This window comes from Meiothermus sp. Pnk-1 (assembly GCF_003226535.1).
Taxonomy (GTDB): domain Bacteria; phylum Deinococcota; class Deinococci; order Deinococcales; family Thermaceae; genus Allomeiothermus.
In genome coordinates this window covers 334,833-354,544 of sequence record NZ_QKOB01000006.1, presented here as the reverse complement: position 1 = coordinate 354,544, position 19,712 = coordinate 334,833, and the positions used below count along the sequence as shown (strand labels likewise).

Here is a 19,712-nt window from a genome sequence, read left to right as displayed (position 1 = left end):
CGCCGGTGTCCGGGGTCGAGGGGCGAGAGGCGGGACTGCCCTTGACCTTCGGCCCCGACGTTTGGCAGGAGCGAGAGCATGAAGCCCGAGAACCCCAACGAAAGCATCCAGACCGAGGCCCCGGAGGCGCAGGCGGAGATCTCTGAGCTCGAGCGCCTGAAGGGCGAGAACGAATTGTTGCAGGCGGAACTCAAGGCCGCTAAAGACAAGTACATTCGGCTTTATGCCGACTTTGATAACTACCGCAAGCGCATGGCCGTCGAGCTGGCCGAGGCTCAGCGCAGCGGCAAGTTTGAAGCGATCCGGGCTTTGCTCCCGGCGCTGGACGACCTCGAGCGGGCGCTGGGATTCGCTCAGGCTAAGCCCGAAGAACTCCTGCCCGGCGTAAAGAGCGTGCTCGAGAACTTCCGCCGCAACTTGGGCAGTTTAGGGGTGGAGCCGGTGGCTGGGGTCGGCGCCGAGTTCGACCCTCGCTACCACGAGGCCATCGGGGCGGTAGAAGGGGAAGAAGGCAAGGTACTCCACGTTTACCAACAGGGCTTCAAGTACGGCGAGATGTTGGTGCGCCCGGCGCGGGTCGTAGTGGGTAGCGGCAAGGCGCCTGAGGCGGAAGGTCAACCCACAAGCGCCGATAGCTGAACCCCGGGCTGCGACCCGCACGTCTGAATGGTATGGCCTACAAGGATTACTACGCCACACTGGGGGTCTCCAAGAACGCCTCGCAAGACGAGATCAAGAAGGCTTTTAAGAAGTTGGCCCGCAAATACCATCCGGATGTCAACAAAGACCCCGGAGCCGAGGAAAAGTTCAAGGAGATCAACGAAGCCTACACGGTGCTCTCCGACCCGGAGAAGCGGCGTTTCTACGATCAATACGGTACCCAAGCTGCCTCGGCGGGTTGGCAGGGCCCGCCGCCGGGTGGAGCTTGGAGCGGCCATATACCCGGCGCCAACGTGGGCGACTTTTCCGATTTTTTCCAGCAGCTCTTTGGCGGTGGCTTCGGTGACCTCTTCGGGAACATAGGCCGCCAGGCTCGAGCCCGGCAAGACTTGGAGGCGGAACTCTCTTTGTCCTTGGAAGAGGCCTACCGAGGGGGCGAGAAGATCCTCACCATTGACGGCGAGCGGCTCAGCGTGCGCATTCCCGCCGGGGTGCGCGACGGCCAGCGGATTCGCCTGGCCGGGAAGGGCCGCCGGGGGGGCGACCTCTACCTGACCGTTCGCCTCGAGCCCAGCGAGGTATTCCGCCTGGAGGGCGACGATGTCTATGTCGGCGTGGATGTGCCGGCTCCTATCGCGGTGGTGGGAGGTCCCGTCCGGGTACCCACCCTGGATGGCCCGGTGGAGCTCACCATCCCCAAGCACACCCAGGCCGGGCGGAAGCTACGCCTTAGGGGCAAAGGCTGGCCCCGCCGGGAAGGTGGGCGGGGTGACCAGTACGCCGAGGTACGCCTCACCGTCCCCTCTCACCCCACCCCCGAGGAGGAGCGGCTGTACCGGCAGCTAGCGGAATTGCTCAAGGTCCGGCATTAGGAGGGTATAGATGCTGGTGCGCAGCGAGCTGTATAGCCTCGAGGCCCTCACCAGCGAGGGGCTTTCCCCGGCGGCGGTGCGCGCCTACGTGGAGATCGGCTTTGTCGAGCCGATGGAGGCCGGTGGCCATTGGTACTTCCAGCCCCAAGACCTCTGGCGCCTCCGCCGCGCCGAGCGCATCCGCCACGACCTGGGGGTCAACCTGATCGGGGCGGCGTTGGTGGTAGAGGTGCTCGAGCGCTACGGGCGCTAATCCTGCTGCTCCCTGGCTTCGTGGCGGCAGCGCCGGGGAGTTCGTGTATTTGTAGCCCGACTCGAGCTTTGTACCTCGTAAAAGGGGGACACTGAGACCCTGGGAGGTACCCTCCATGTCGGACCGCCAGGATCTGTTCCGCTATGTGGCCGAGGAGTTTGCCGAGGATTACCGCGAAGGGGAGATCGACCGCCGCGAGTTTTTGCGCCGCACCGTGCTGCTAGGGGGCGGGGTGCCGGGGGCCCGGATGCTCCTCACCTCGCTGGGCGTGACCGGCGTGAGCGCTGCCGAACTGGCCCAGGCCCAGCAGGCCAATCCTCAGGCCCCGGCCCCGGAGTCCAAGCCGCTGGTGGACCCCAACGACCCGGCCATCCAGGCTCAGGAGATCCGCTATACCGCCCGGGGCTTTGAGCATATCGCCTACCTGGCCCGCCCCGCCGGAAACCCCTCTGCCCCAGGGGTGGTGGTGATCCACGAGAACCGCGGCCTACAACCCTATATCCAAGACGTGGCCCGCCGCCTAGCCAAAGCTGGGTACATCGCCTTGGCTCCCGACCTGGTATCGAAAATAGGGGGGACCGCCAAGTTCACCGACACCGCGCAGATCTCGAGCTACCTGGCGCAAACTCCTCCCGAAGAGCACATCGCCAACCTGCAGGAGGCCCTCAAGGTGCTGAAGAGCACCCCAGGCGTGCGCGCCGACAGGCTGGGGGCGGTGGGGTTTTGCTTTGGCGGCGGCCTCACCTGGCGGTTGGCCACCGAAGCCCCCGAGCTCAAAGCCGCGGTGCCCTTCTACGGACCGGCCCCCGACCTGGACAAAGTCCCTAACATCAAAGCCGCGGTGCTGGGCATCTATGGCGGCAACGACACCCGCATCAACGCCGGGATCCCCGCGCTCGAGGAAGCCCTCAAAAAAGCGGGCGTCAAGTACCAGATCAAGATCTATGAGGGGGCCAACCACGCTTTCCACAACAACACCGGGGCCAACTATAACCCGGCGGCTGCGGAGGATGCCTGGCGCTTGACTTTGGAATGGTTCAGGACCTATCTGGCATAGCCCGGCGGGCATCTACCAGCAGCACACCAGACCCTGCGGAAGCCCCAAAGGGCTTCCGGGGTCAGGAATTACACTAAGCTAACTTGACAATATGACGCTCAACTATCATACTAATATTCAGCTATGAATCTCGAGGCCTGGACCGAACAAGCTAGACAAGCCCTAGCCCAAGCCCAGACCCTGGCGCGCCAGCTCTCCAACCAGGCTATGGATGTGCCACACCTGGTTGCGGTGCTGCTACGGGACCCCCAGGGCCTGCCGGCCCGGCTGGTGGAGCGAGCGGGCGGGAACCCCGCCGCCATCTACCAGGCCGCACAGACCGAACTGGGCCGGCTGCCCAAGGTCTCCGGCGCCGAGGGGGGGCAGTACCTATCCAACCGCCTCAGCGCGGTTTTTGACCGCACCGAGGCCCTCGCCAAGGAGCTCGGCGATAAGTTCGTGGCCGTAGACACGCTCACCCTGGCCCTGGCCGAGACCGGCTACGCTGGGCTGCCTAGCATCAGCGCGCTCCGGGCCGCCGTTCAGGAGATACGAGGAGGGAAGAAAGTGGACAGCGCAAACGCAGAGGGTACTTACCAAGCCCTCGAGCAGTACGGCCTCGACCTCACCGCTTTGGCCGAGCAGGGCAAGCTCGACCCGGTGATCGGGCGCGACGAGGAGATCCGCCGCACGGTGCAGATCCTGCTGCGCCGGACTAAGAACAACCCGGTGCTCATCGGCGAGCCCGGGGTGGGTAAGACCGCCATCGTGGAAGGGCTGGCCCAGCGGATCGTCAAGGGTGACGTGCCCGAGGGGCTCAAGGGCAAGCGGATCATCTCGCTCCAGATGGGCTCCCTGCTGGCCGGGGCCAAGTACCGCGGCGAGTTCGAGGAGCGCATGAAGGCGGTGATTCAGGAGGCCATCCAGAGCGCGGGCGAGGTGATCCTGTTCGTGGACGAGCTGCACACCGTGGTCGGAGCGGGCAAGGCCGAGGGCGCGGTGGACGCCGGGAACATGCTCAAGCCCGCGCTGGCCCGGGGCGAGCTGCACATGATCGGGGCGACTACCCTGGACGAGTACCGCGAGATCGAGAAGGATGCCGCCCTCGAGCGCCGCTTCCAGCCGGTGTTCGTGGAAGAGCCCAGCGTGGAGGACACCATCTCCATCCTGCGCGGGATCAAGGAGAAGTACGAGGTGCACCACGGGGTCCGGATCAGCGACCCGGCCATCGTGGCCGCGGCGGTGCTCTCGCACCGCTACATCTCGGATCGGCAGCTTCCCGACAAGGCCATCGACCTCATCGACGAGGCGGCGGCCCGCATCCGCATGGCGCTGGAATCGAGCCCCGAGCAGATCGACTCGCTCGAGCGCAAGAAGCTCCAACTGGAGATCGAGCGCCAGGCCTTGAAGAAGGAGACCGACCTCGAGTCCAAGGCCCGGCTGGACGACATCGAGGCGGAGATCGCCAGCCTCAACGAGGAGATCGGCAAGCTCAAAACCGAGTGGGAAGCCGAGCGCGAGGTGCTGAAGTCCTTGCGCGAAGCCCAGCAGAAGCTCGACGAGGTGCGCACGCGCATCGAGCAGGCCGAGCGGGCCTACGACCTCAACAAGGCCGCCGAGTTGCGCTACGGCGAGCTGCCCCGGCTCGAAGCCCGGGTAAAGGAGCTCTCCGAAGAGCTCAGGAACGCCAAGTTCGTCCGGCTGGAGGTCACCGAGGAGGATATCGCCCAGGTGGTCTCGCGCTGGACCGGCATCCCGGTGAGCAAGCTCTTGGAGGGGGAGCGCGAGAAGCTCCTGCGGCTCGAAGAGGAGATGCACAAACGGGTGGTGGGCCAAGACGAGGCCATCGTCGCCGTAGCCGACGCCATCCGGCGGGCCAGGGCCGGCCTCAAAGACCCCAACCGCCCCATCGGGAGCTTCCTCTTCCTGGGGCCTACCGGGGTGGGCAAGACCGAGCTGGCCAAAACCCTGGCCGCCCAGCTCTTCGACACCGAAGAGAACATGGTGCGCATCGACATGTCGGAGTACCAGGAGAAGCACACCGTGGCCCGGCTCATCGGAGCGCCTCCGGGATACGTGGGCTATGAGGAAGGCGGGCAGCTCACCGAAGCGGTGCGCCGCCGCCCCTACTCGGTGATCCTCTTCGACGAGATCGAGAAGGCCCACCCCGACGTGTTCAATGTGCTGTTGCAGATCCTCGACGACGGGCGGCTCACCGACGGGCAGGGGCGCACGGTGGACTTCCGCAACACGGTGATCATCCTGACCTCGAACCTGGGCTCGCCGCTGATCCTCGAGGGCATCCAGGCGGGTCTTCCCTACGAGACCATCCGCAACCGGGTCTTCGAGGTCTTGCAGAAGAACTTCCGCCCCGAGTTCCTGAACCGTCTGGACGAGATCGTGGTGTTCAAACCGCTCACCCAGGAGCAGATCGCCCAGATCGTGGAGATCCAGCTCGAGGGCCTGCGGCATCGGCTTACTGAGCGGCGCATCACCCTGGAGCTCTCCCCCGAGGCCAAGCGCTTCTTGGCCGAGCGCGGCTACGACCCGGTATTCGGGGCACGTCCCTTGAAGCGGGTGATCCAGCGCGAACTCGAGACCCCCTTGGCCAAGAAGATCCTGGCCGGCGAGGTGCAAGACGGGGCCTACTTGCGGGTGAACGCAGGGCCACAAGGCCTCAGCTTTGAGGTCCAGGCCCCGGTACAAGCCTAAAGGAGGTGCGTATGGACAGGGAAACCCTTCTCCAAGGCCTCAACCAAGACCTCTCGCATGAGTACGCCGCCATCATTCAGTACACCACCTATGCCGCCTCGGTGGCTGGCATTCACCGCCAGGAGCTGAAGGAGTTTTTCCTGACCGAGATCCAAGACGAGCTGCGCCATGCCCAGCTCTTGGCCGACAAAATCGCGGCCTTGGGCGGGGAGCCCACCACCCTCCCCGCCCCCGTGCCTGCCGCCAAGAGCGCGCGAGAGATGCTGGAGGCGGTGCGGGAGGCCGAGGCGCAGACCATCGCTCGCTACGTCCAGCGCATGAGAGAAGCCGAATCGCTGGGAGACTTCGGCCTCTCCAACGACCTTCAGGAGATCATCTCGGAAGAAACCCGGCATAAGGAGGAGACCGAAAAGCTATTGCGTGGGAAATGGCAAGGGTGATGCTGGGAGGTGATCATGAGCCAGAGGTTCGCCGAACTCGCACAGCGGTTCATGGCGCTCGAGCCCCAGCTGCCCCAGGGGCCCGAGCGGGAAGCGCTATCCGTGTTGTTCGCCATGACCCAGGAAGCGTGGCGGCAGCAAGGCCAGGCCTCCCTAAGCGAAGGGGGGCTGGAGTGGCTGCGCAACCTCTATAAGAGCGCCCCTAAGATGGAGGCCGCAGCCGTCAACCCGGGCCTACCGGTGGGCGGCCCGGCTCCAGATTTCTCCTTGCCCAACGCGCAAGGCGAGCATATCCGGCTTTCGGACTTCCGGGGTAGGCCGGTGGTGCTGGTCTTCTACCCGCTCGACTGGAGCCCCGGCTGTAGCCAGCAGCTCGACCTCTACCAAAGCGAATTGGCCGAATTCGAGCGGCGCGGAGCCCAAATCCTGGGCATCTCGGTGGACTCGATCTACTCCCACGGGGCTTGGGCGGCGCTGCGGCGGATCGCTTTCCCCCTGCTCTCGGACTTCCACCCCAAGGGAGAAGTGGCCCGTCGTTACCAGGTCTTCCGGGAAAACGACGGCTTCAGCGAGCGGGCTTTGTACGTGGTGGACGGCTCAGGGGTGATTCGCTATGCCCACGTCTCGCCCTACCTCCACCATGTTCCCCCCATCGAGGAACTCTTCGCGGCTTTGGACGCGCTCCGGAGGTAAGCGATGCTCTACCGCACCCCGACCCTAGCGCCGGTGGTGGTCTACGGCACCCGCTGGTGTGCCCAATCCCAGCTGGTGCGGCGTTACCTCGAGCGCCTGGGCATCCCCTACCGCTTCGTGGACCTCGAAGAGCACCCGGAGGCGGTGGCCCAGCTGCGTTGGTGGACGGGCGGCTACGCCAGCCACCCCACCGTCTACGTAGGCGGGGAGGTGCTGGTAGAACCCAGCCTGGCGGAGCTAGAGCGTTCGCTGATGCGCCGCGGCCTCCTATAAAGCGCTCTTCCGGCAACTCCCTTACGCACGTTCTGCAACGGAGGTGATGGAAGATGACCGATCTGGCTCTCTTGGTTCTCCGTTTGGTAACGGGCTTACTATTGGCGGGTCATGGGGCGCAAAAGCTCTTTGGCTGGTTTGGTGGGCATGGGTTAGCCCGCACCGCGGGCTGGCTCGAGTCGCTGGGTTTCCGCCCCGGGCGGCTTTGGGCGCTGCTGGCGGGGGGGTGTGAGTTTTTCGGTGGGCTCTTGCTGGCGCTGGGGCTGTTTAGCCCGGCTGGCCCACTGCTGATCACGGCGGCCATGCTCACCGCCATCTTCAAGGTGCACTGGCCCAAGCTGTGGGTGACGCAAGGCGGCTTCGAACTTCCCCTCACCAACTTGGCGGTAGCTGCTGCCGTAGGCTTGGCTGGACCCGGAGCCTACTCCCTGGATGCCCTATGGGGGACGGCCCTACCGCCGGAGGTAGCCCGCTGGGGTGTGCTGCTGGTGCTAGCGGGGTGGGTTATGGCGCTCTTGGCCTCGAGCCGGCGCTCAGCCCAACCTGCCGCCTGAGGGGGTAGGGATGTGGAAGCCGCTTTGGGGCAGCCTCAGGGCTCAAGCACGGCAGCAGCTTTTGCAAGTGCTAGCCGAACGCTACCGCGACGAGGCCAGCGACGCAATTCTGGCCGAGCAGGCTGCCGAGGGCCTGCCTTACCCCCACCTGCGCCAGACCCTCCAGCGCATCGCGGAGCGAGAACGGCAACATGCCCAGTGGCTAGAGGAAAAAATCCGCGCCCTGGGGGGTACGCCGCCTCCTTCGCCCACCATCCCCGGCCAGGCCACCTGGCATGAGCTGCTGGCCGCCTACGAGTCGGAGAAAGCCGACAAGGTAGCCTATTTGGAAAACACCCTTCCCGATGAAGAGCTCGAGGCCCTCTTTCACCGCATCGCCCAAGAGGAGCAGCAGAACGTGGAAGAGCTGCGCCAGGTGCTCACCCGGGTGGACCCTTATGGCCTGGGGGCTTGAACAGGAGGTTGGAAGAAATGGTTGGTTTTGGCAAAGATCCGCAGCAGCTTCTTTCGGGTTGGGCTAGGGCCGGAGGGGCGTTATGAACGTGGCGGTGTGCCCCGCGTGTGGGGCCAAGAACCGCCTGGGTACCCCACCCGCCGGCCAGGTGCCGGTCTGCGGGGCGTGCAAGCAGCCCCTACCCTGGCTGGTAGAGGTGGGCGAGGGTGGCCTTACCCCCGAACTCCAAGCCAGCGTACCGGTGCTGGTGGATTTCTGGGCGGAGTGGTGTGGTCCCTGCCGGATGGTGGCCCCGGTCCTGGAGGAGATCGCCCGGGAGCAGGCCGGGCGGCTCAAGGTGGTCAAGCTCAACGTAGATCGGCACCCCATCCCGGCCAGCGCTTATCAAGTGCGTAGCATCCCCACCCTGATCCTCTTCCAAAACGGCCAACCCGCCGAACGCATCGTGGGGGCCGTACCCAAGGCGGCGCTCCTGGAGCGCCTTTGGCCGCACCTGAAGCAGAACTGAGCTTGGGAGGTGAAGAACCATGCTAGAGAAAATCTGGCCTTTTGCCCGCTTCGGGCGCAACAAGTTCCGCCAAGCCCTGGAGGAGGCGTTGGAAAAAGCCTTTGAGGGGGCAGATTTCGAGCCCAGCAGCGAGCTGGTAGAGGAAGAAGGACGCTACGTACTGCGCACTGAGCTGCCCGGATTGGACAAAAAAGATGTCCAGGTGTACCTCGAAGGCCCCTTCCTCATCATCGAGGCGGAGCGCAAGGAGGAGCAGCGCAAACGCCACCTCTCGGAGATCTACTACGGCCGCATCTACCGCTCCATTCCCCTGCCCGCCGATGCCCAGCCTGAGGGGATCCAAGCCCGCTTGAAGCGGGGAGTGCTGGAGGTGGAGATCCCCCGTATCCCCAGCCCCAGCCCTGCGCGGCGCTCCATAGCCATTGAGGGCTGAAGCTAAAGCAGGCCATCATGCACAAAAGTCTTCAGCAGACCATCCTCCGCGGGTTTCGCCTTACCGTACAGCTAATTTTCAACCTGGCGATCCTGGCCTTGCTGCTGGGGCTGCTCATCGGGGTGGGGCGGACCTTGCTCGAGATCGGCCTAGCCGTCTCCGAACCCAGCGTGCGCCTGGGGCTCAAAGACCTGGTTACCAACGTCCTGTCACTAGTAGTGATGCTGGAGTTGGTACGGGCTTTCGTGGAATACTTCGAGTTCGAGCGCATTCGGCTGGAGGTACTGCTGGAGGTAGGGGTGGCCTTCGTGCTGCGGGAAATGCTCCTAGGCTTGTTCGGGGGAGAGATCCAGGGCACCCAGGTGCTGTTTTGGAGTGGCGGACTGCTGGCTTTGGTGGCCGCCCGTACCTTGGCCGCCCAGTACTCGGGGGGGAGTAAGCATGCGCGTTGAAGAAGCGGTATTGCCCGGGGTGGGCCGGAAGTACACCCTCAGCGTGCGCTCGGGGGATCGGATAGTGGTGGTGGTACATCACTCGGGCGGGCGAGAGGTGCAGTACTACGAAAAGGGAGAGCTCGAGGAGCCCGCCGCCACCCTCGAGCTCACCGACGAGGAGGCCCGCGAGTTGGGGGCTATCTTGGCTGGGATGCTCTTTGCCCCCGAGCTTTCGGAAGAAACCCTGGAGTGGGTGAAGGTAGAGCCTGGGGCGCCCAGCGTGGGAAAGCGTACGGCCGACCTCGCCACCCCAGGGGTCCACTTGCTAGCGGTGCTGCGCGAGGGAGAAGCCTTGTTGCCCAACCCCCCGCCCGAGACCGTGCTACACGCGGGCGACACCTTGGTAGTAGCAGGTCCCCGTGAAGCGGTGGCGCGTTTTGTGCGAAAGGTGCGCGCTTGATCCACCCTTCGGTTGAAGCTTTTGCCCTGGCGGCTGCCCTGCTGGCTTTGGGGGCTGCTTTGGTCCACCGGTTGCGCTTCCCACCCCTACCCGCTTACCTGTTGGTGGGCCTGGTGCTGGGCGGACGGCTCGATGTAGAGGCCCTGGAACCCTTGCCCTCGCTGGGGCTGCTGTTGTTGCTGTTCTCGGTGGGGCTGGAGTTTGGCCCCGACCGGCTGGGCCAGCTATCCCAGCGGGTGCTGCGGGCGGGATGCTGGGACGCTTTGGCGCTGCCGCTGGGGGCAGGTCTGGGCGCATTGGCGGGGCTAGACTGGCGGGGAGCCTGGCTGTTGGGGGGCATCGTTTACGCTTCGTCCAGCGCGGTGATCGTCAAGCTGATCCTGGACCTGCGTCGGGCTACTTCCCCTGAAAGCGAGGTGGTGCTGGGAGTACTGGTCTTTGAGGATTTACTAATAGCCGTCCTGCTGGTGCTTTTGAGCGGGCAAGGGGGCATAGGACTGCTAGCCACGGTGGGTCTGGCCCTCTGCTACTGGCTGATAGCCCGGTGGATGGGCCCCCGCTTGAGCCAAGCGGTGGAGCGCTTCTCCAACGAGTTGGTACTGCTCGCAGGGGCTGCTTTGGTCAGCGGAAGTGCGGCGTTGTTCCACTTGATAGGAGCTTCGGAGAGCGTGGGAGCTTTCTTGTGTGGGGTGGTGGCGGCTGGGCTGGGCTTGCGGGAGCGGTTAGAACACCTCTTTGGCCCGGTGCGGGATCTGGGGGTGGCGCTGTTTTTCCTCACGGTGGGGGCGCAGGCCCTGGGGCTCTTACAAGGGGCAGGGTGGCTGGCCGCAGGGTTGGCCATTGCGGGCTTGCTGTTAAAGCTTCCCCTCAACCTGTGGGGGGCCAAAGAGGCCGGACTCGGCCCCAAGCGGCAGCGCTACGCCGCGGTTTATCTGCTCCCTAGGGGCGAGTTCAACCTGGTTCTTGGGGCGCTGGCGCTGCAAGGGGGGTATCCCCTCGCGGCCCAGGTAGCGGTTATGCTGGTGCTGGTTTCCATTCCCTTGGGCAGCGTGTTGATGCGCTATGCTCCAGACTGGTTCGGCAAGCCGCGTTCCTCGGCAGGGAGGGTTCCCCGGCGAGCTTAGACGGCAAGGAGACCATGCTTCCCCTGCGTGACGCTATCTACTTCCACGGCCCGGCCCTCGCGACCAAAGCCCTCATCGCCTTGTGCATCTTGGGGTTTGCCTATCAGCTTGCTATGGGTTTGGATGCTAGCCTCGAGCGCCTGGCCTTGGTGCCGGCTTTGCTCCTGGCGGATCCTTTGGGCAAGGGGTACCGGCTTTTCACCAGCATGTTCGCCTCCGACCCCCACACCCCCATGGTAGGGGCCTCAGGGGCCATCTCTGGGATATGCGGGGGCTACTGGGCCTTCATTCAGCCGGTTAACGGGCTGTTGGGTCTGTCCGGGATGGCGCTGGCCTGGAGCCCCTACCTCGCTGCTCCAAGCTGGGAAAGCTGGTTCTTCTATCGCTAAGGAGGTCGTATGGACATTTTTTTTCAGCTCTTTTGGCTCTTCTTCATCCTCTCCACCCTCACCCCCTACTTCAACCAGCAGATGCTTCTGCTGGGCCGCGCGCGCAAAATCACCCAGCTCGAGCGCAAGCGCAAGAGCCGGGTCATCACCCTGATCCACCGCCAGGAGGGGTTCTCCTTTCTAGGCATTCCCTTCGCCCGCTATATCGACATCGACGACTCCGAGCAGGTCTTGCGGGCCATCCGCCTCACCGATAACGACGTGCCCATCGACCTGGTGCTGCACACCCCCGGCGGGCTGGTGCTGGCCGCTGAGCAGATCGCCGAAGCCCTCTTGAAGCACCCCGCCAAGGTCACGGTCTTCGTGCCTCACTACGCCATGTCCGGCGGTACGCTTATCGCCTTGGCCGCCGACGAGATCGTGATGGACGAAAACGCGGTGCTAGGGCCAGTAGACCCCCAGCTCGGGCAGTACCCGGCGGCTTCGGTCATCAAGGTACTCGAACAAAAACCCATCAGCGAGATTGACGATCAGACCCTGATTCTGGCCGACGTGGCGCGCAAGGCGCTGATCCAGGTGCACACCACGGTCAAGAACCTCCTCAAGAAGCACCTCGAGGAGGCGCGGGCCGAAGAGGTGGCGGGCCTCCTCTCCCAGGGCACCTGGACCCATGACTACCCTATCAGCGTGGAAGAGGCCCGCACCCTGGGGCTCAAGGTCTCCACCGAGATGCCGCTGGAAGTGTATGAGCTGATGGAGATGTACCCCCAGCCCCGCGGCGGCAAACCCAGCGTGCAGTACGTCCCCTTGCCCTACGAACGGGAACGCCCCCCAACTAAAGGCCGTAATTAGCCGCAAGTATCTTGACAATAAGATGCTCAAGTTTTATTATATTCCCTGAGGAGGAAGTATGGTAAGGTTTGACCCATTCCGCGAAATCGAAGAGCTTCAAGAGCAGCTAGTCCGTAGCTTGCGGGCTTCCCGCAACGACAACCGCACCTTCGCTCCGCTGGTGGATGTGCTCGAGGACGCCCAGGGGCTGCACTTCGCCGTTTACCTGCCGGGCGTAGACCCCCAGAAGGTGGACGTACAGGCCGAGAACAACACCCTCACCATCAAGGCCGAGCGCCCCTTTGAAAAGCCCGAGAACGCCACCCAGTACCGGCTCGAGGGCACTTACGGTACCTTCATCCGCAGCTTTACCATCCCCAACACCTACGACCTCTCCAAGGTGAGCGCCAACTTCAAGTACGGGGTGCTCTACCTCGACATCCCCAAGGCCGAAGCGGCTCAGCCCCGCAAGATCGAAGTTCGGGTCAACGGCTAACCTCGCGCTCGACCCCCGTTGACCCGCCCCGGGTAACTCCGGGGTTTTGTTTTCCCCAAGGAGGTAGAGGTGCTCACCCAAGCGCAGGTACGTTCTATTCAGGATCTAGTACAGCATCCAGGACCGGTGCTTTCGCTGTATCTCTCCACCAACCCTGCCCAGGAGGAAAACGCGGGCCGGGCTTATCTGGCTAGGGCCAAGGAGCAGATGAAAGCCCTCGGAGTGCCCAAGGAGATCTTCGACAAAGTGCTCGCGCGGCTCGAGGAAGACCGCCCCCAAGCCCGTACTCGGGTGATTTTCGCGGGAGAAAATTTGCTCGAGGTCTACGATCTGCAAGTAGATTTGCCCCTCTCAGACGGGATCGAAGCCCGCTGGGGTCAGCCCTACCTGACCCCCTTGCTCTATGCCCTAGACGAACACAAGCGCCGTGCGGTGGTCTTGGTAGACCAAGAAAAGTGGCGGCTTTTCGAAGTGGTGTTGGGGGAAATCGAAGAGCTGGAGGGGGCTTTCCGGGCGGTAAACCCCGAGGAATGGCGCGATCTGGGGGAGGGCGCCACGGCTGCCGGAGGGCGTAGCGCCGGGCCCGGCGCTCCCGGTCACGTGGGACGGGCCAGTGGCGGCAGCGGCAAGGACCACTTCAGCGAGCGCATGGGCGAGTGGACCGAGCGCTTTTACAAGGAGATGGCGCACCATCTGGCCGAGGTGATGAAATCCCGGGGGATTGAGCAACTGGTGTTGATGGGGCCCGACCCCGACACCAAAAACTTCGCCGCTCATCTGCCCGAAAACTTCCCCAAGCCCTATATTTTGCCTTCGGCTCCCCACTCCCGGGTCAGCGCGGGGGAGATCCTCAAGATCGTGGAAAGGGAACTGCCCCCGCTCGAGCGCGAGCGCGAACTTAAGCTGCTCGAGCAGATTCGGGAAAACGGGGTCAGCGGGGTGGATCAAGTCGTCGGCCTGTTGCAAGAAGGGCGAATCCACCTGCTGGTGGCTCCCTGGAAGCTCGAGGGCCGGGTGTTCTGTTGCCCTTCTGGGAGGGTGGGTACGACCCGTGAAGCGGCCCAGGCCTACTGTCCGGGTGAGCGGGTGGAGGAGGTCGCGCTCAAGGAGGCCCTGCCTCGGCTAGCCCAGACGTACGCGGCGCGGATCGAATTCGTCCGCGGCCAGGCCGAAGAGCGCCTGTTGCGGGAGTTTGGCGGGTTGGCCGGGTTGCTTCGCTGGTAGCGGGGAGACGAGCCTGCACCACCCAACGCGCCCCCAGGCTGCGCCGTGGGGGAAGCGCCTGGGTTTTTTTAAATTTGCCGCTTAGGGTACAATGACCACCGCTGAGGGGCTAGGATCCTCGGCCTTTCCCTGAGACCCCCTATGACCCGTTTTGTGTTGGTGTTGCACTCCCATCTGCCGTATGTGCGGGCGCATGGGATGTGGCCTTTCGGCGAGGAAACTCTCTACGAAGCCATCGCCGAGGTATACCTGCCCCTCACTCGAATGCTCCAGCGCCTCGAGGCCGAGGGTATCCCGGCCCCCCTCACCTTGGGCATCACCCCTATCCTTACCGAGCAGCTGGTAGACCCCAAGATCAAGGAGGGCTGCCGGGCTTATATCCAAGATCGCCTCGAGCGGGCCCAAGGAGACGTGGAGCGCTTCTCCGGGACCCCGCTTGCCGCCAGCGCCCGCTACCAGCTGGACTGCTGGCGGGATGCGCTCGTGCGGTTCGAAGCCCTTCATGGAGACCTGGTGGGCTTTTTCGCCCAAGCCCAGGAGCGGGGGCAGATCGAGATCATCTCCAGCGCCGCCACCCACGCCTACTTGCCCTTGTTGGGTTCCGATGCCGCAGTGTGGGCGCAGATCAAGACCGGGCTCGAGGCCTATCGCCGCCACTATCGCCGCGAACCCAGCGGTTTCTGGCTGCCGGAGATGGCTTATCGGCCCCGCAAAGAGGGCCGGGCCGGCCTCGACGAGCTGCTGATGAAGGCCGGATTGCGCTACACCTTTGTGGACGCTCACCTGATCGAGGGGGGTGGGGCCCTGCCCCCCTATGCCGGAACAGACCCGACGCCAAAGCAGAGCAGTGACGCGCTATACCACGTGCTAGAGCTAAACTCTGGCTTGCGCCTGCTGGCCCGGAACCGCGAGACCACCCTCCAGGTTTGGAGCAGCGACTTGGGGTATCCCGGGGCGGGCGACTACCGCGAGTTCCACCGCAAGGACGCCACCTCTGGCCTGCATCACTGGAAGATCACCGACCGTGGCCTCGAGCTGGGAGCCAAAGAACCCTACGACCCCGAAGCCGCCGCCAGCTTGGCCCAGCAGCACGCCCAGCATTTCGTGGGGCTGCTTCTTCGGTTGGCGGCGCAGCACCCCGAGGGGGTGATCTGCGCTGCTTACGACGCAGAGCTATTCGGCCACTGGTGGCATGAGGGGCCGATCTGGCTCGAGGCCGTTTACCGCGAGCTGCACCGCCACGGAAAGATCACCGCGCAAACCGCGCGCAGCGCTACCCGGGGCCCCACCACCCGCGTGAGCCTCCCTGAAGGCTCCTGGGGGCGCGGCGGGATGCACCAGATCTGGCAGAACCCCGCTACCCAGGATTACTGGCAACAGGTCTACGAAGCCGAAACCCGCATGAAGGAGGCAGCCAGGAACACCCGGCGGGAGAGCGGACCCACCCGGCGCGTCCTGCGCCAGATGATGCGGGAGTTGCTGCTGCTCGAGGCCTCGGACTGGCCCTTTCTAATCGAGACCCATCAAGCTGCCGAGTATGCTCGGGAGCGCTACCGGGGCCACGCCAGGCGCTTTGCTGAGCTCGAGGCCATGCTACAGGGCGAGGCGGTAGACCCGTCCCGGTTGGCCGAGCTCGAATCCCTGGACAACCCCTTCCCCGAGGCTGATCCCACCCTCTATCTCAACGGCGCGACCTCCTCCTAAGCCCATGGCGACCCCGATTTACTGGATGCTCGTCTTCCTGTTGGCCTTGGCCTGCCTGCTGGCCTGGCGTTTGCGCGGTTCTCGTTACGGGTGGGTCCCGCTTTTGCTGGTGGGGTTTGTCTGGGCAGGGGACTGGCTGTTTCTGGGGAGCCGTTCGGGGGGGCTGGTGGAGAGCCTGGGCGCCCTTTCGCTGCTGATGTTGTTGCTCCTCAACAAAGCTCCGCCCCTTACCCCTCTGGATCGCCAGATGGTGCAGGGAACGGCAGGCGCCTTCGCCTTGGTGGTGCTCATCTACGCTTTCATCCCCGGCCTACGCCCGCTGGTTCCGCTGCTCATCTTCGGGCTGATCCTGGTTTCGCTGGCGGTGTTCACCCGCAGGCCAGGCCAACCTTAGCGCACCACCGTCCCGGCCCCCTCGAGCGCCCGGCGGATCGGCCCCTCGACGCGGGCATCCCCGAAGATCACCCGACCCACCCCGCCCTGCACGGCCTCCACCGCTCCCAGCACCTTCTTCTTCATCCGGCCCTGGGCTATGGCCATGTACTCCGGGTCGTTCACCCGGCTGGCCGGGATCTCCCGAACGAGGCTCGACTCGTCGGGGAAGTTGGCCAGCAGGCCGGGGACGTTCGATAAGAGCAAGAGCGCCTCGGCCTTCAGCGAGACCGCCAGCCTCGAGGCCGCGGTGTCTCCGTCGGTGTTGATGGCCTCGCCTTGGTAGCTTACGGCGGGTGGGGTCAGCACCGGCAGGTATCCAGCCTCTAAGAGCATCGTGAGTAGGCCAGTGTTCACCCGCTCCACCGAGCCGGTGTAATCGCCCCGGTGAAGCTTGATCTTGCCGTTCTCCACGTATTTGACGGCCTCTTTGCGCTTTCCCTCGAAGATGCGCCCATCCAGGCCCGATAGCCCGACGGCGTTGACCCCTTCCTTCTGCAGCAGCTCCACCATGCGCTTGTTGACCAAGCCGCAGTAGACCATCTCGAAGATCTCCAGGGTGCGCCGGTCGGTGAGGCGGCTGGTCATCCCGCCCGGGTGGGTCAGAAACTGCGGTGGATGGCCCAGGGCAAGGGCGATTTTGTTGGTCTCGCTCGAGCCCCCGTGCACCAGGATGAGCCGTCGACCTTCCTTCCACAAAGCCGCTGCATCTTTGGCTACGGCTTCGTAGTTGATGCCTTCAGAACCCCCAACCTTGACCACGATCATGGATGCAACCCCGTGAACTCCAGCCCCGCGGTCTCCTCCCAGCCCATGCGCACGTTGAGCGACTGGATGGCGTGGCCGGCGGTACCCTTGACCAGGTTGTCGATGGCGCTGATGACCACCAGGCGGCCGGTGTCCTCCTCGAGCTCAAAGCCGATGTCGCAGTAGTTGGTGCCTTCCACCACGTTCGGGTCGGGGTAGCGGTGGACGCCCTTCCTCACCTTGACCATGCGGATGAAGGGCTCGGAGCCGTAGACGCTGCGGTAAGCCTGCCACACGTCGCGCTCGCTCCAGCCATCTTGCAGGAAGGTCTGGGCGGTCATCAGGATGCCGCGCACCCGGTCGGTGGCGACGGCGGTAAGGTAGAGCTCGGGCTTGCCGGGCAGGTTCTCCAGGATCTCGGCGGTGTGGCGGTGCCCGGTGGGCTTGTAGGCCCGGATGGAACCCGCGCGTTCGGGGTGGTGCGAGGCCAGGCTGGGCTCGGCCCCGGCGGCGCTGGTGGAGATCATGACGGTGACGAAGATCGGTTTGGGCGCTAATACCCCCGCCTTGAGGAGAGGGTAGAGGGCTAGCAGGGTCGCGGTGGCGTTGCAACCGCAGCAGGCGATGTAGTTGGCCTGGCGAAGGGCCTCGCGGTGCAGCTCGGGGTTGCCGTAGACCCAATGCCCCAAGAGGTCGGGGCGGGGGTGCTCCTCGCCGTAGTACTTCCGGTAGAGCTCGAGGTTCTTCAGCCGGAAGTCGGCGGAGAGGTCGAGAATGATGGGCGCCTTGTCTTTATACTTGTCGAACTCCTTAGCTGCGACACCGTGGGGCATCGAGAGCACCAGCACGTCGCAGGGCTCGAGCGCCGCAGGGTCGGAGAACTTGAGGTTGGTGCGGCCCCGCAGGTTGGGGTGGACCAAGCTCACCGGGTCGCCCAGGTAGCGCCGCGAGGTGACCTGCCTCACCTCGAGGTAAGGGTGCCCCAAAGCCAACCGCAAGAACTCCCCCCCCGCGTAGCCGGAGCCGCCGACGATGGAAACGGTCTTCTTCACAAACGTACCCCTAGAGATACACCCGTACTGCATAGTACAGGCTCAGCAAAAAACCTAGGCCCACCACCCCCTGCCGCAGCCACCGCGCCGGTATGCGCCGGGCTAGCACTGCTCCTCCGTAGCCCCCTATTACCGCCCCGGCCAAGACCGCTAGCGTCTCGGGCCAGCGCACCACCCCGGCCAGGAGAAAAGATATCACAGCCACGCTGTTGATCACGGCGGAGAGCAGGTTCTTGAGGCCGTTTTGTTGGTGGAGCTGCTGTACCCCGGTCAGGGCTAGGCCGGCCATGAGCAAGATGCCCAGCCCCGCATTGAAGAATCCTCCATAGGTGGCGATGGCCAGCTCCGCTACCCCTCCCAGGAGGGGGCCAGCCGGGCCTACTTGGGCGGTGATCTTGGGGCCTAAGGCGAAGAGCAGGGTGGCGAAGAATAGCAGCAAAGGGACCAGCTGTAAAAACCTTGTGTTCCCAACGTGTAGCAACAACCAAGCCCCTAACAGCCCTCCCGCCAGTGCAAGTAGAGAAGAGCGCAACAGGCGGTCTTTGAGGCTGGCGATCTCTCGGCCAAAGCCCAAAGCGGAGAGGATATAGCCGGGCCACAGGGCTACAGCATTGGAGGCGTTGGCTGCCACCGGGGGCACCCCTACGGCCAGCAGGGCTGGAAAGGTGAAAAATGTCCCGCCACCGGCCACCGCATTCACTGCGCTGCCCGCTACCCCGGCCAGGAACAGCAGCACCCCAGCCCCTGGCTCCAAACCCTACCCCCTCCTCAAGCCCCAGGCGTACTCGAGGATCTTCCCCGGAATGTCCACGCCGGTGGTGCTCACCGAGTTCTTGAACTCCATGGTGTGGTTGACCTCGTTGACCAAGAGCCCGCGCTCGCTCTCGAAGAGATCGATGGCCACCACGCCCCCGCCCACCGCCTTGGCGGCCCGCACGGCGATGTCGGCCAGCTCGGGCGTGACCGGGCAGTTGGAAGCCTTGCCGCCGCGGGCGGTGTTGGTGATCCAGTGCTCGCTGGCGCGGTAGATTGCGGCAATGCAGGTGTCGCCCACCACGAAGGCCCGAATATCGCGGCCCGGCTTGTTCACGAGCTCCTGGATGTAGTAGAGCTGGTGCTGGTAGCCGCCTAAGACCTCCTTGTGCTCCAAGATGGCCTCGGCGGCGTCGCGGTCGTTGATCTTGGAGAGCAGGCGGCCCCAGCTCCCCACCACCGGCTTCATCACCACCGGGTAGCCCATCTCCTCGATGAGCCTGAGGGCTTCCTCGCTCTCGGTGGCCAGAGCGGTCCTGGGCTGGGGCACGCCACAGGCGGCCAAGGCGCAGCTTGTGGCCCACTTGTCGCCACAGACCTCGATCACCTCGGGCCGGTTGACCACCGGGATGCCCAGGCTGGTGAGGTAGCGGCTCACCGCCAGGCCCTTGCTCTGGCTCACCAACCGCTCGACGGCACAGGTGACGCCCTCGAGCTCGGCGGGGCGCTCGCCCAGGCGCATAGGGAACTGCTTGGCATAGATCTTCTTGAAAGGGATGTCGAGCCGATGCGCGGCTTCGAAGAGCATCTCCTCGTCGGGACGGATACGGTCGTAGAGAATGGCTAGCATAACCCTCTGGGCCGCTGAACGCCGGGCGTCAAGGTGCGCTGGCAACTCGATTTTCGGGGCATTGTGCGGCCTTCACGCCTTGTGTCGTACGCTAAACGCTCTGGAGCTTCGACGGCCCTTCGCGCCTACTCCCCCCAGTCCTCCGCTTCCTCGGGGGCGGCCTCGAGCCGGGGTGGGTCCAGGCTCACCACTTCGAACTCCATGCCGGTCTCGTCGTCCACCACGATCTCGCCCAGCTCAGGGTTCTCCAAAACGATCTCAGCGCCGGTTTCCGGGTTGATGAAGGTGATTTTTGCCATGACTAGCTCCTTTGTTGCGCATTGCGAAT

26 protein-coding genes are annotated in these 19,712 nt (G+C 64.4%); 21 read left to right on the top strand and 5 right to left on the bottom strand.

Features of this window, described 5'->3' with window-relative positions; genetic code table 11:
• Positions 1–78 precede the first annotated feature (78 nt).
• The 21 genes from DNA98_RS11070 to DNA98_RS10970 all read left to right on the top strand — a co-directional run bounded on the left by DNA98_RS11070 (position 79) and on the right by DNA98_RS10970 (position 15,944).
• Positions 79–639, top strand: a complete 561-nt coding sequence (locus tag DNA98_RS11070; protein WP_110530604.1) for a nucleotide exchange factor GrpE — start codon at positions 79–81, stop codon at positions 637–639.
• Between the two features lie 32 nt (positions 640–671).
• On the top strand, positions 672–1,532 hold the full coding sequence (locus DNA98_RS11065) for a DnaJ C-terminal domain-containing protein (RefSeq protein ID WP_110530602.1): 861 nt from the start codon (positions 672–674) through the stop codon (positions 1,530–1,532).
• A 10-nt stretch (positions 1,533–1,542) separates the two neighbouring features.
• Entirely contained in the window at positions 1,543–1,785 is a 243-nt protein-coding gene (locus DNA98_RS11060; protein WP_110530600.1) for a chaperone modulator CbpM, read from the top strand.
• A gap of 115 nt (positions 1,786–1,900) precedes the next feature.
• Entirely contained in the window at positions 1,901–2,842 is a 942-nt protein-coding gene (locus DNA98_RS11055) for a dienelactone hydrolase family protein (RefSeq protein WP_110530598.1), read from the top strand.
• Between the two features lie 123 nt (positions 2,843–2,965).
• Positions 2,966–5,533, top strand: coding sequence for an ATP-dependent chaperone ClpB (gene clpB / locus DNA98_RS11050; protein WP_110530596.1), 2,568 nt, complete (start codon positions 2,966–2,968; stop codon positions 5,531–5,533).
• 11 nt (positions 5,534–5,544) lie between these two features.
• Entirely contained in the window at positions 5,545–5,973 is a 429-nt protein-coding gene (locus DNA98_RS11045) for a bacterioferritin (protein ID WP_165363890.1), read from the top strand.
• A 15-nt stretch (positions 5,974–5,988) separates the two neighbouring features.
• Complete coding sequence (locus tag DNA98_RS11040; protein ID WP_110530699.1) at positions 5,989–6,666, top strand: peroxiredoxin; 678 nt, start codon at positions 5,989–5,991, stop codon at positions 6,664–6,666.
• A gap of 3 nt (positions 6,667–6,669) precedes the next feature.
• The gene (locus tag DNA98_RS11035; RefSeq protein WP_027891122.1) at positions 6,670–6,939 is read left to right on the top strand and encodes a glutaredoxin family protein; all 270 of its coding nucleotides are present in this window, start codon (positions 6,670–6,672) and stop codon (positions 6,937–6,939) included.
• Between the two features lie 53 nt (positions 6,940–6,992).
• Complete coding sequence (locus tag DNA98_RS11030) at positions 6,993–7,493, top strand: DoxX family protein (RefSeq protein WP_110530593.1); 501 nt, start codon at positions 6,993–6,995, stop codon at positions 7,491–7,493.
• Between the two features lie 10 nt (positions 7,494–7,503).
• Positions 7,504–7,947, top strand: coding sequence for a ferritin-like domain-containing protein (locus DNA98_RS11025; RefSeq protein WP_110530591.1), 444 nt, complete (start codon positions 7,504–7,506; stop codon positions 7,945–7,947).
• Positions 7,948–8,029: 82 nt separating this feature from the next.
• Positions 8,030–8,455, top strand: coding sequence for a thioredoxin (gene trxA / locus DNA98_RS11020; RefSeq protein WP_110530590.1), 426 nt, complete (start codon positions 8,030–8,032; stop codon positions 8,453–8,455).
• A gap of 19 nt (positions 8,456–8,474) precedes the next feature.
• Positions 8,475–8,888, top strand: a complete 414-nt coding sequence (locus tag DNA98_RS11015; RefSeq protein ID WP_110530588.1) for an Hsp20/alpha crystallin family protein — start codon at positions 8,475–8,477, stop codon at positions 8,886–8,888.
• 17 nt (positions 8,889–8,905) lie between these two features.
• Positions 8,906–9,340: a phosphate-starvation-inducible PsiE family protein gene (locus tag DNA98_RS11010; RefSeq protein ID WP_110530586.1), complete on the top strand. Its 435-nt coding sequence runs from the start codon at positions 8,906–8,908 to the stop codon at positions 9,338–9,340.
• Entirely contained in the window at positions 9,330–9,782 is a 453-nt protein-coding gene (locus DNA98_RS11005) for a cation:proton antiporter regulatory subunit (protein ID WP_110530584.1), read from the top strand. The genes DNA98_RS11010 and DNA98_RS11005 overlap by 11 nt, the downstream gene beginning before the upstream one ends.
• A complete protein-coding gene (locus tag DNA98_RS11000) occupies positions 9,782–10,906 on the top strand; it encodes a cation:proton antiporter (RefSeq protein WP_110530698.1) in 1,125 nt (374 codons plus the stop codon). The genes DNA98_RS11005 and DNA98_RS11000 overlap by 1 nt, the downstream gene beginning before the upstream one ends.
• A 14-nt stretch (positions 10,907–10,920) precedes the next feature.
• Positions 10,921–11,295 (top strand): hypothetical protein, encoded by a 375-nt coding sequence (locus DNA98_RS10995; protein ID WP_110530582.1) that lies wholly within the window; start codon positions 10,921–10,923, stop codon positions 11,293–11,295.
• Between the two features lie 9 nt (positions 11,296–11,304).
• Positions 11,305–12,147: an ATP-dependent Clp protease proteolytic subunit gene (locus DNA98_RS10990; RefSeq protein WP_110530580.1), complete on the top strand. Its 843-nt coding sequence runs from the start codon at positions 11,305–11,307 to the stop codon at positions 12,145–12,147.
• A gap of 58 nt (positions 12,148–12,205) precedes the next feature.
• On the top strand, positions 12,206–12,622 hold the full coding sequence (locus tag DNA98_RS10985; protein WP_110530568.1) for an Hsp20/alpha crystallin family protein: 417 nt from the start codon (positions 12,206–12,208) through the stop codon (positions 12,620–12,622).
• A 69-nt stretch (positions 12,623–12,691) separates the two neighbouring features.
• Positions 12,692–13,846 (top strand): VLRF1 family aeRF1-type release factor, encoded by a 1,155-nt coding sequence (locus DNA98_RS10980; protein ID WP_110530566.1) that lies wholly within the window; start codon positions 12,692–12,694, stop codon positions 13,844–13,846.
• A gap of 141 nt (positions 13,847–13,987) precedes the next feature.
• Complete coding sequence (locus tag DNA98_RS10975; RefSeq protein WP_110530564.1) at positions 13,988–15,550, top strand: 1,4-alpha-glucan branching protein domain-containing protein; 1,563 nt, start codon at positions 13,988–13,990, stop codon at positions 15,548–15,550.
• 4 nt (positions 15,551–15,554) lie between these two features.
• Positions 15,555–15,944: a hypothetical protein gene (locus tag DNA98_RS10970; RefSeq protein WP_110530562.1), complete on the top strand. Its 390-nt coding sequence runs from the start codon at positions 15,555–15,557 to the stop codon at positions 15,942–15,944.
• On the opposite strand, the gene DNA98_RS10965 is transcribed toward DNA98_RS10970, so the two are convergent.
• The 5 genes from DNA98_RS10965 to lysW all read right to left on the bottom strand — a co-directional run bounded on the left by DNA98_RS10965 (position 15,941) and on the right by lysW (position 19,683).
• Positions 15,941–16,750 carry a [LysW]-aminoadipate kinase gene (locus tag DNA98_RS10965; protein WP_110530560.1) on the bottom strand — a complete coding sequence of 270 codons (810 nt, stop codon included), beginning with the start codon at positions 16,748–16,750 and terminating at the stop codon, positions 15,941–15,943. The genes DNA98_RS10970 and DNA98_RS10965 overlap by 4 nt on opposite strands.
• Positions 16,747–17,814 carry an N-acetyl-gamma-glutamyl-phosphate reductase gene (gene argC, locus DNA98_RS10960; protein WP_110530558.1) on the bottom strand — a complete coding sequence of 356 codons (1,068 nt, stop codon included), beginning with the start codon at positions 17,812–17,814 and terminating at the stop codon, positions 16,747–16,749. Before argC ends, DNA98_RS10965 begins: the two co-directional genes overlap by 4 nt.
• The gene (locus DNA98_RS10955; RefSeq protein WP_110530556.1) at positions 17,792–18,535 is read right to left on the bottom strand and encodes a sulfite exporter TauE/SafE family protein; all 744 of its coding nucleotides are present in this window, start codon (positions 18,533–18,535) and stop codon (positions 17,792–17,794) included. The genes argC and DNA98_RS10955 overlap by 23 nt, the downstream gene beginning before the upstream one ends.
• A 3-nt stretch (positions 18,536–18,538) precedes the next feature.
• Positions 18,539–19,384, bottom strand: coding sequence for a lysine biosynthesis protein LysX (gene lysX / locus DNA98_RS10950; RefSeq protein ID WP_110530555.1), 846 nt, complete (start codon positions 19,382–19,384; stop codon positions 18,539–18,541).
• Between the two features lie 125 nt (positions 19,385–19,509).
• Positions 19,510–19,683, bottom strand: coding sequence for a lysine biosynthesis protein LysW (gene lysW, locus DNA98_RS10945; RefSeq protein WP_110530554.1), 174 nt, complete (start codon positions 19,681–19,683; stop codon positions 19,510–19,512).
• Positions 19,684–19,712: the final 29 nt, after the last annotated feature.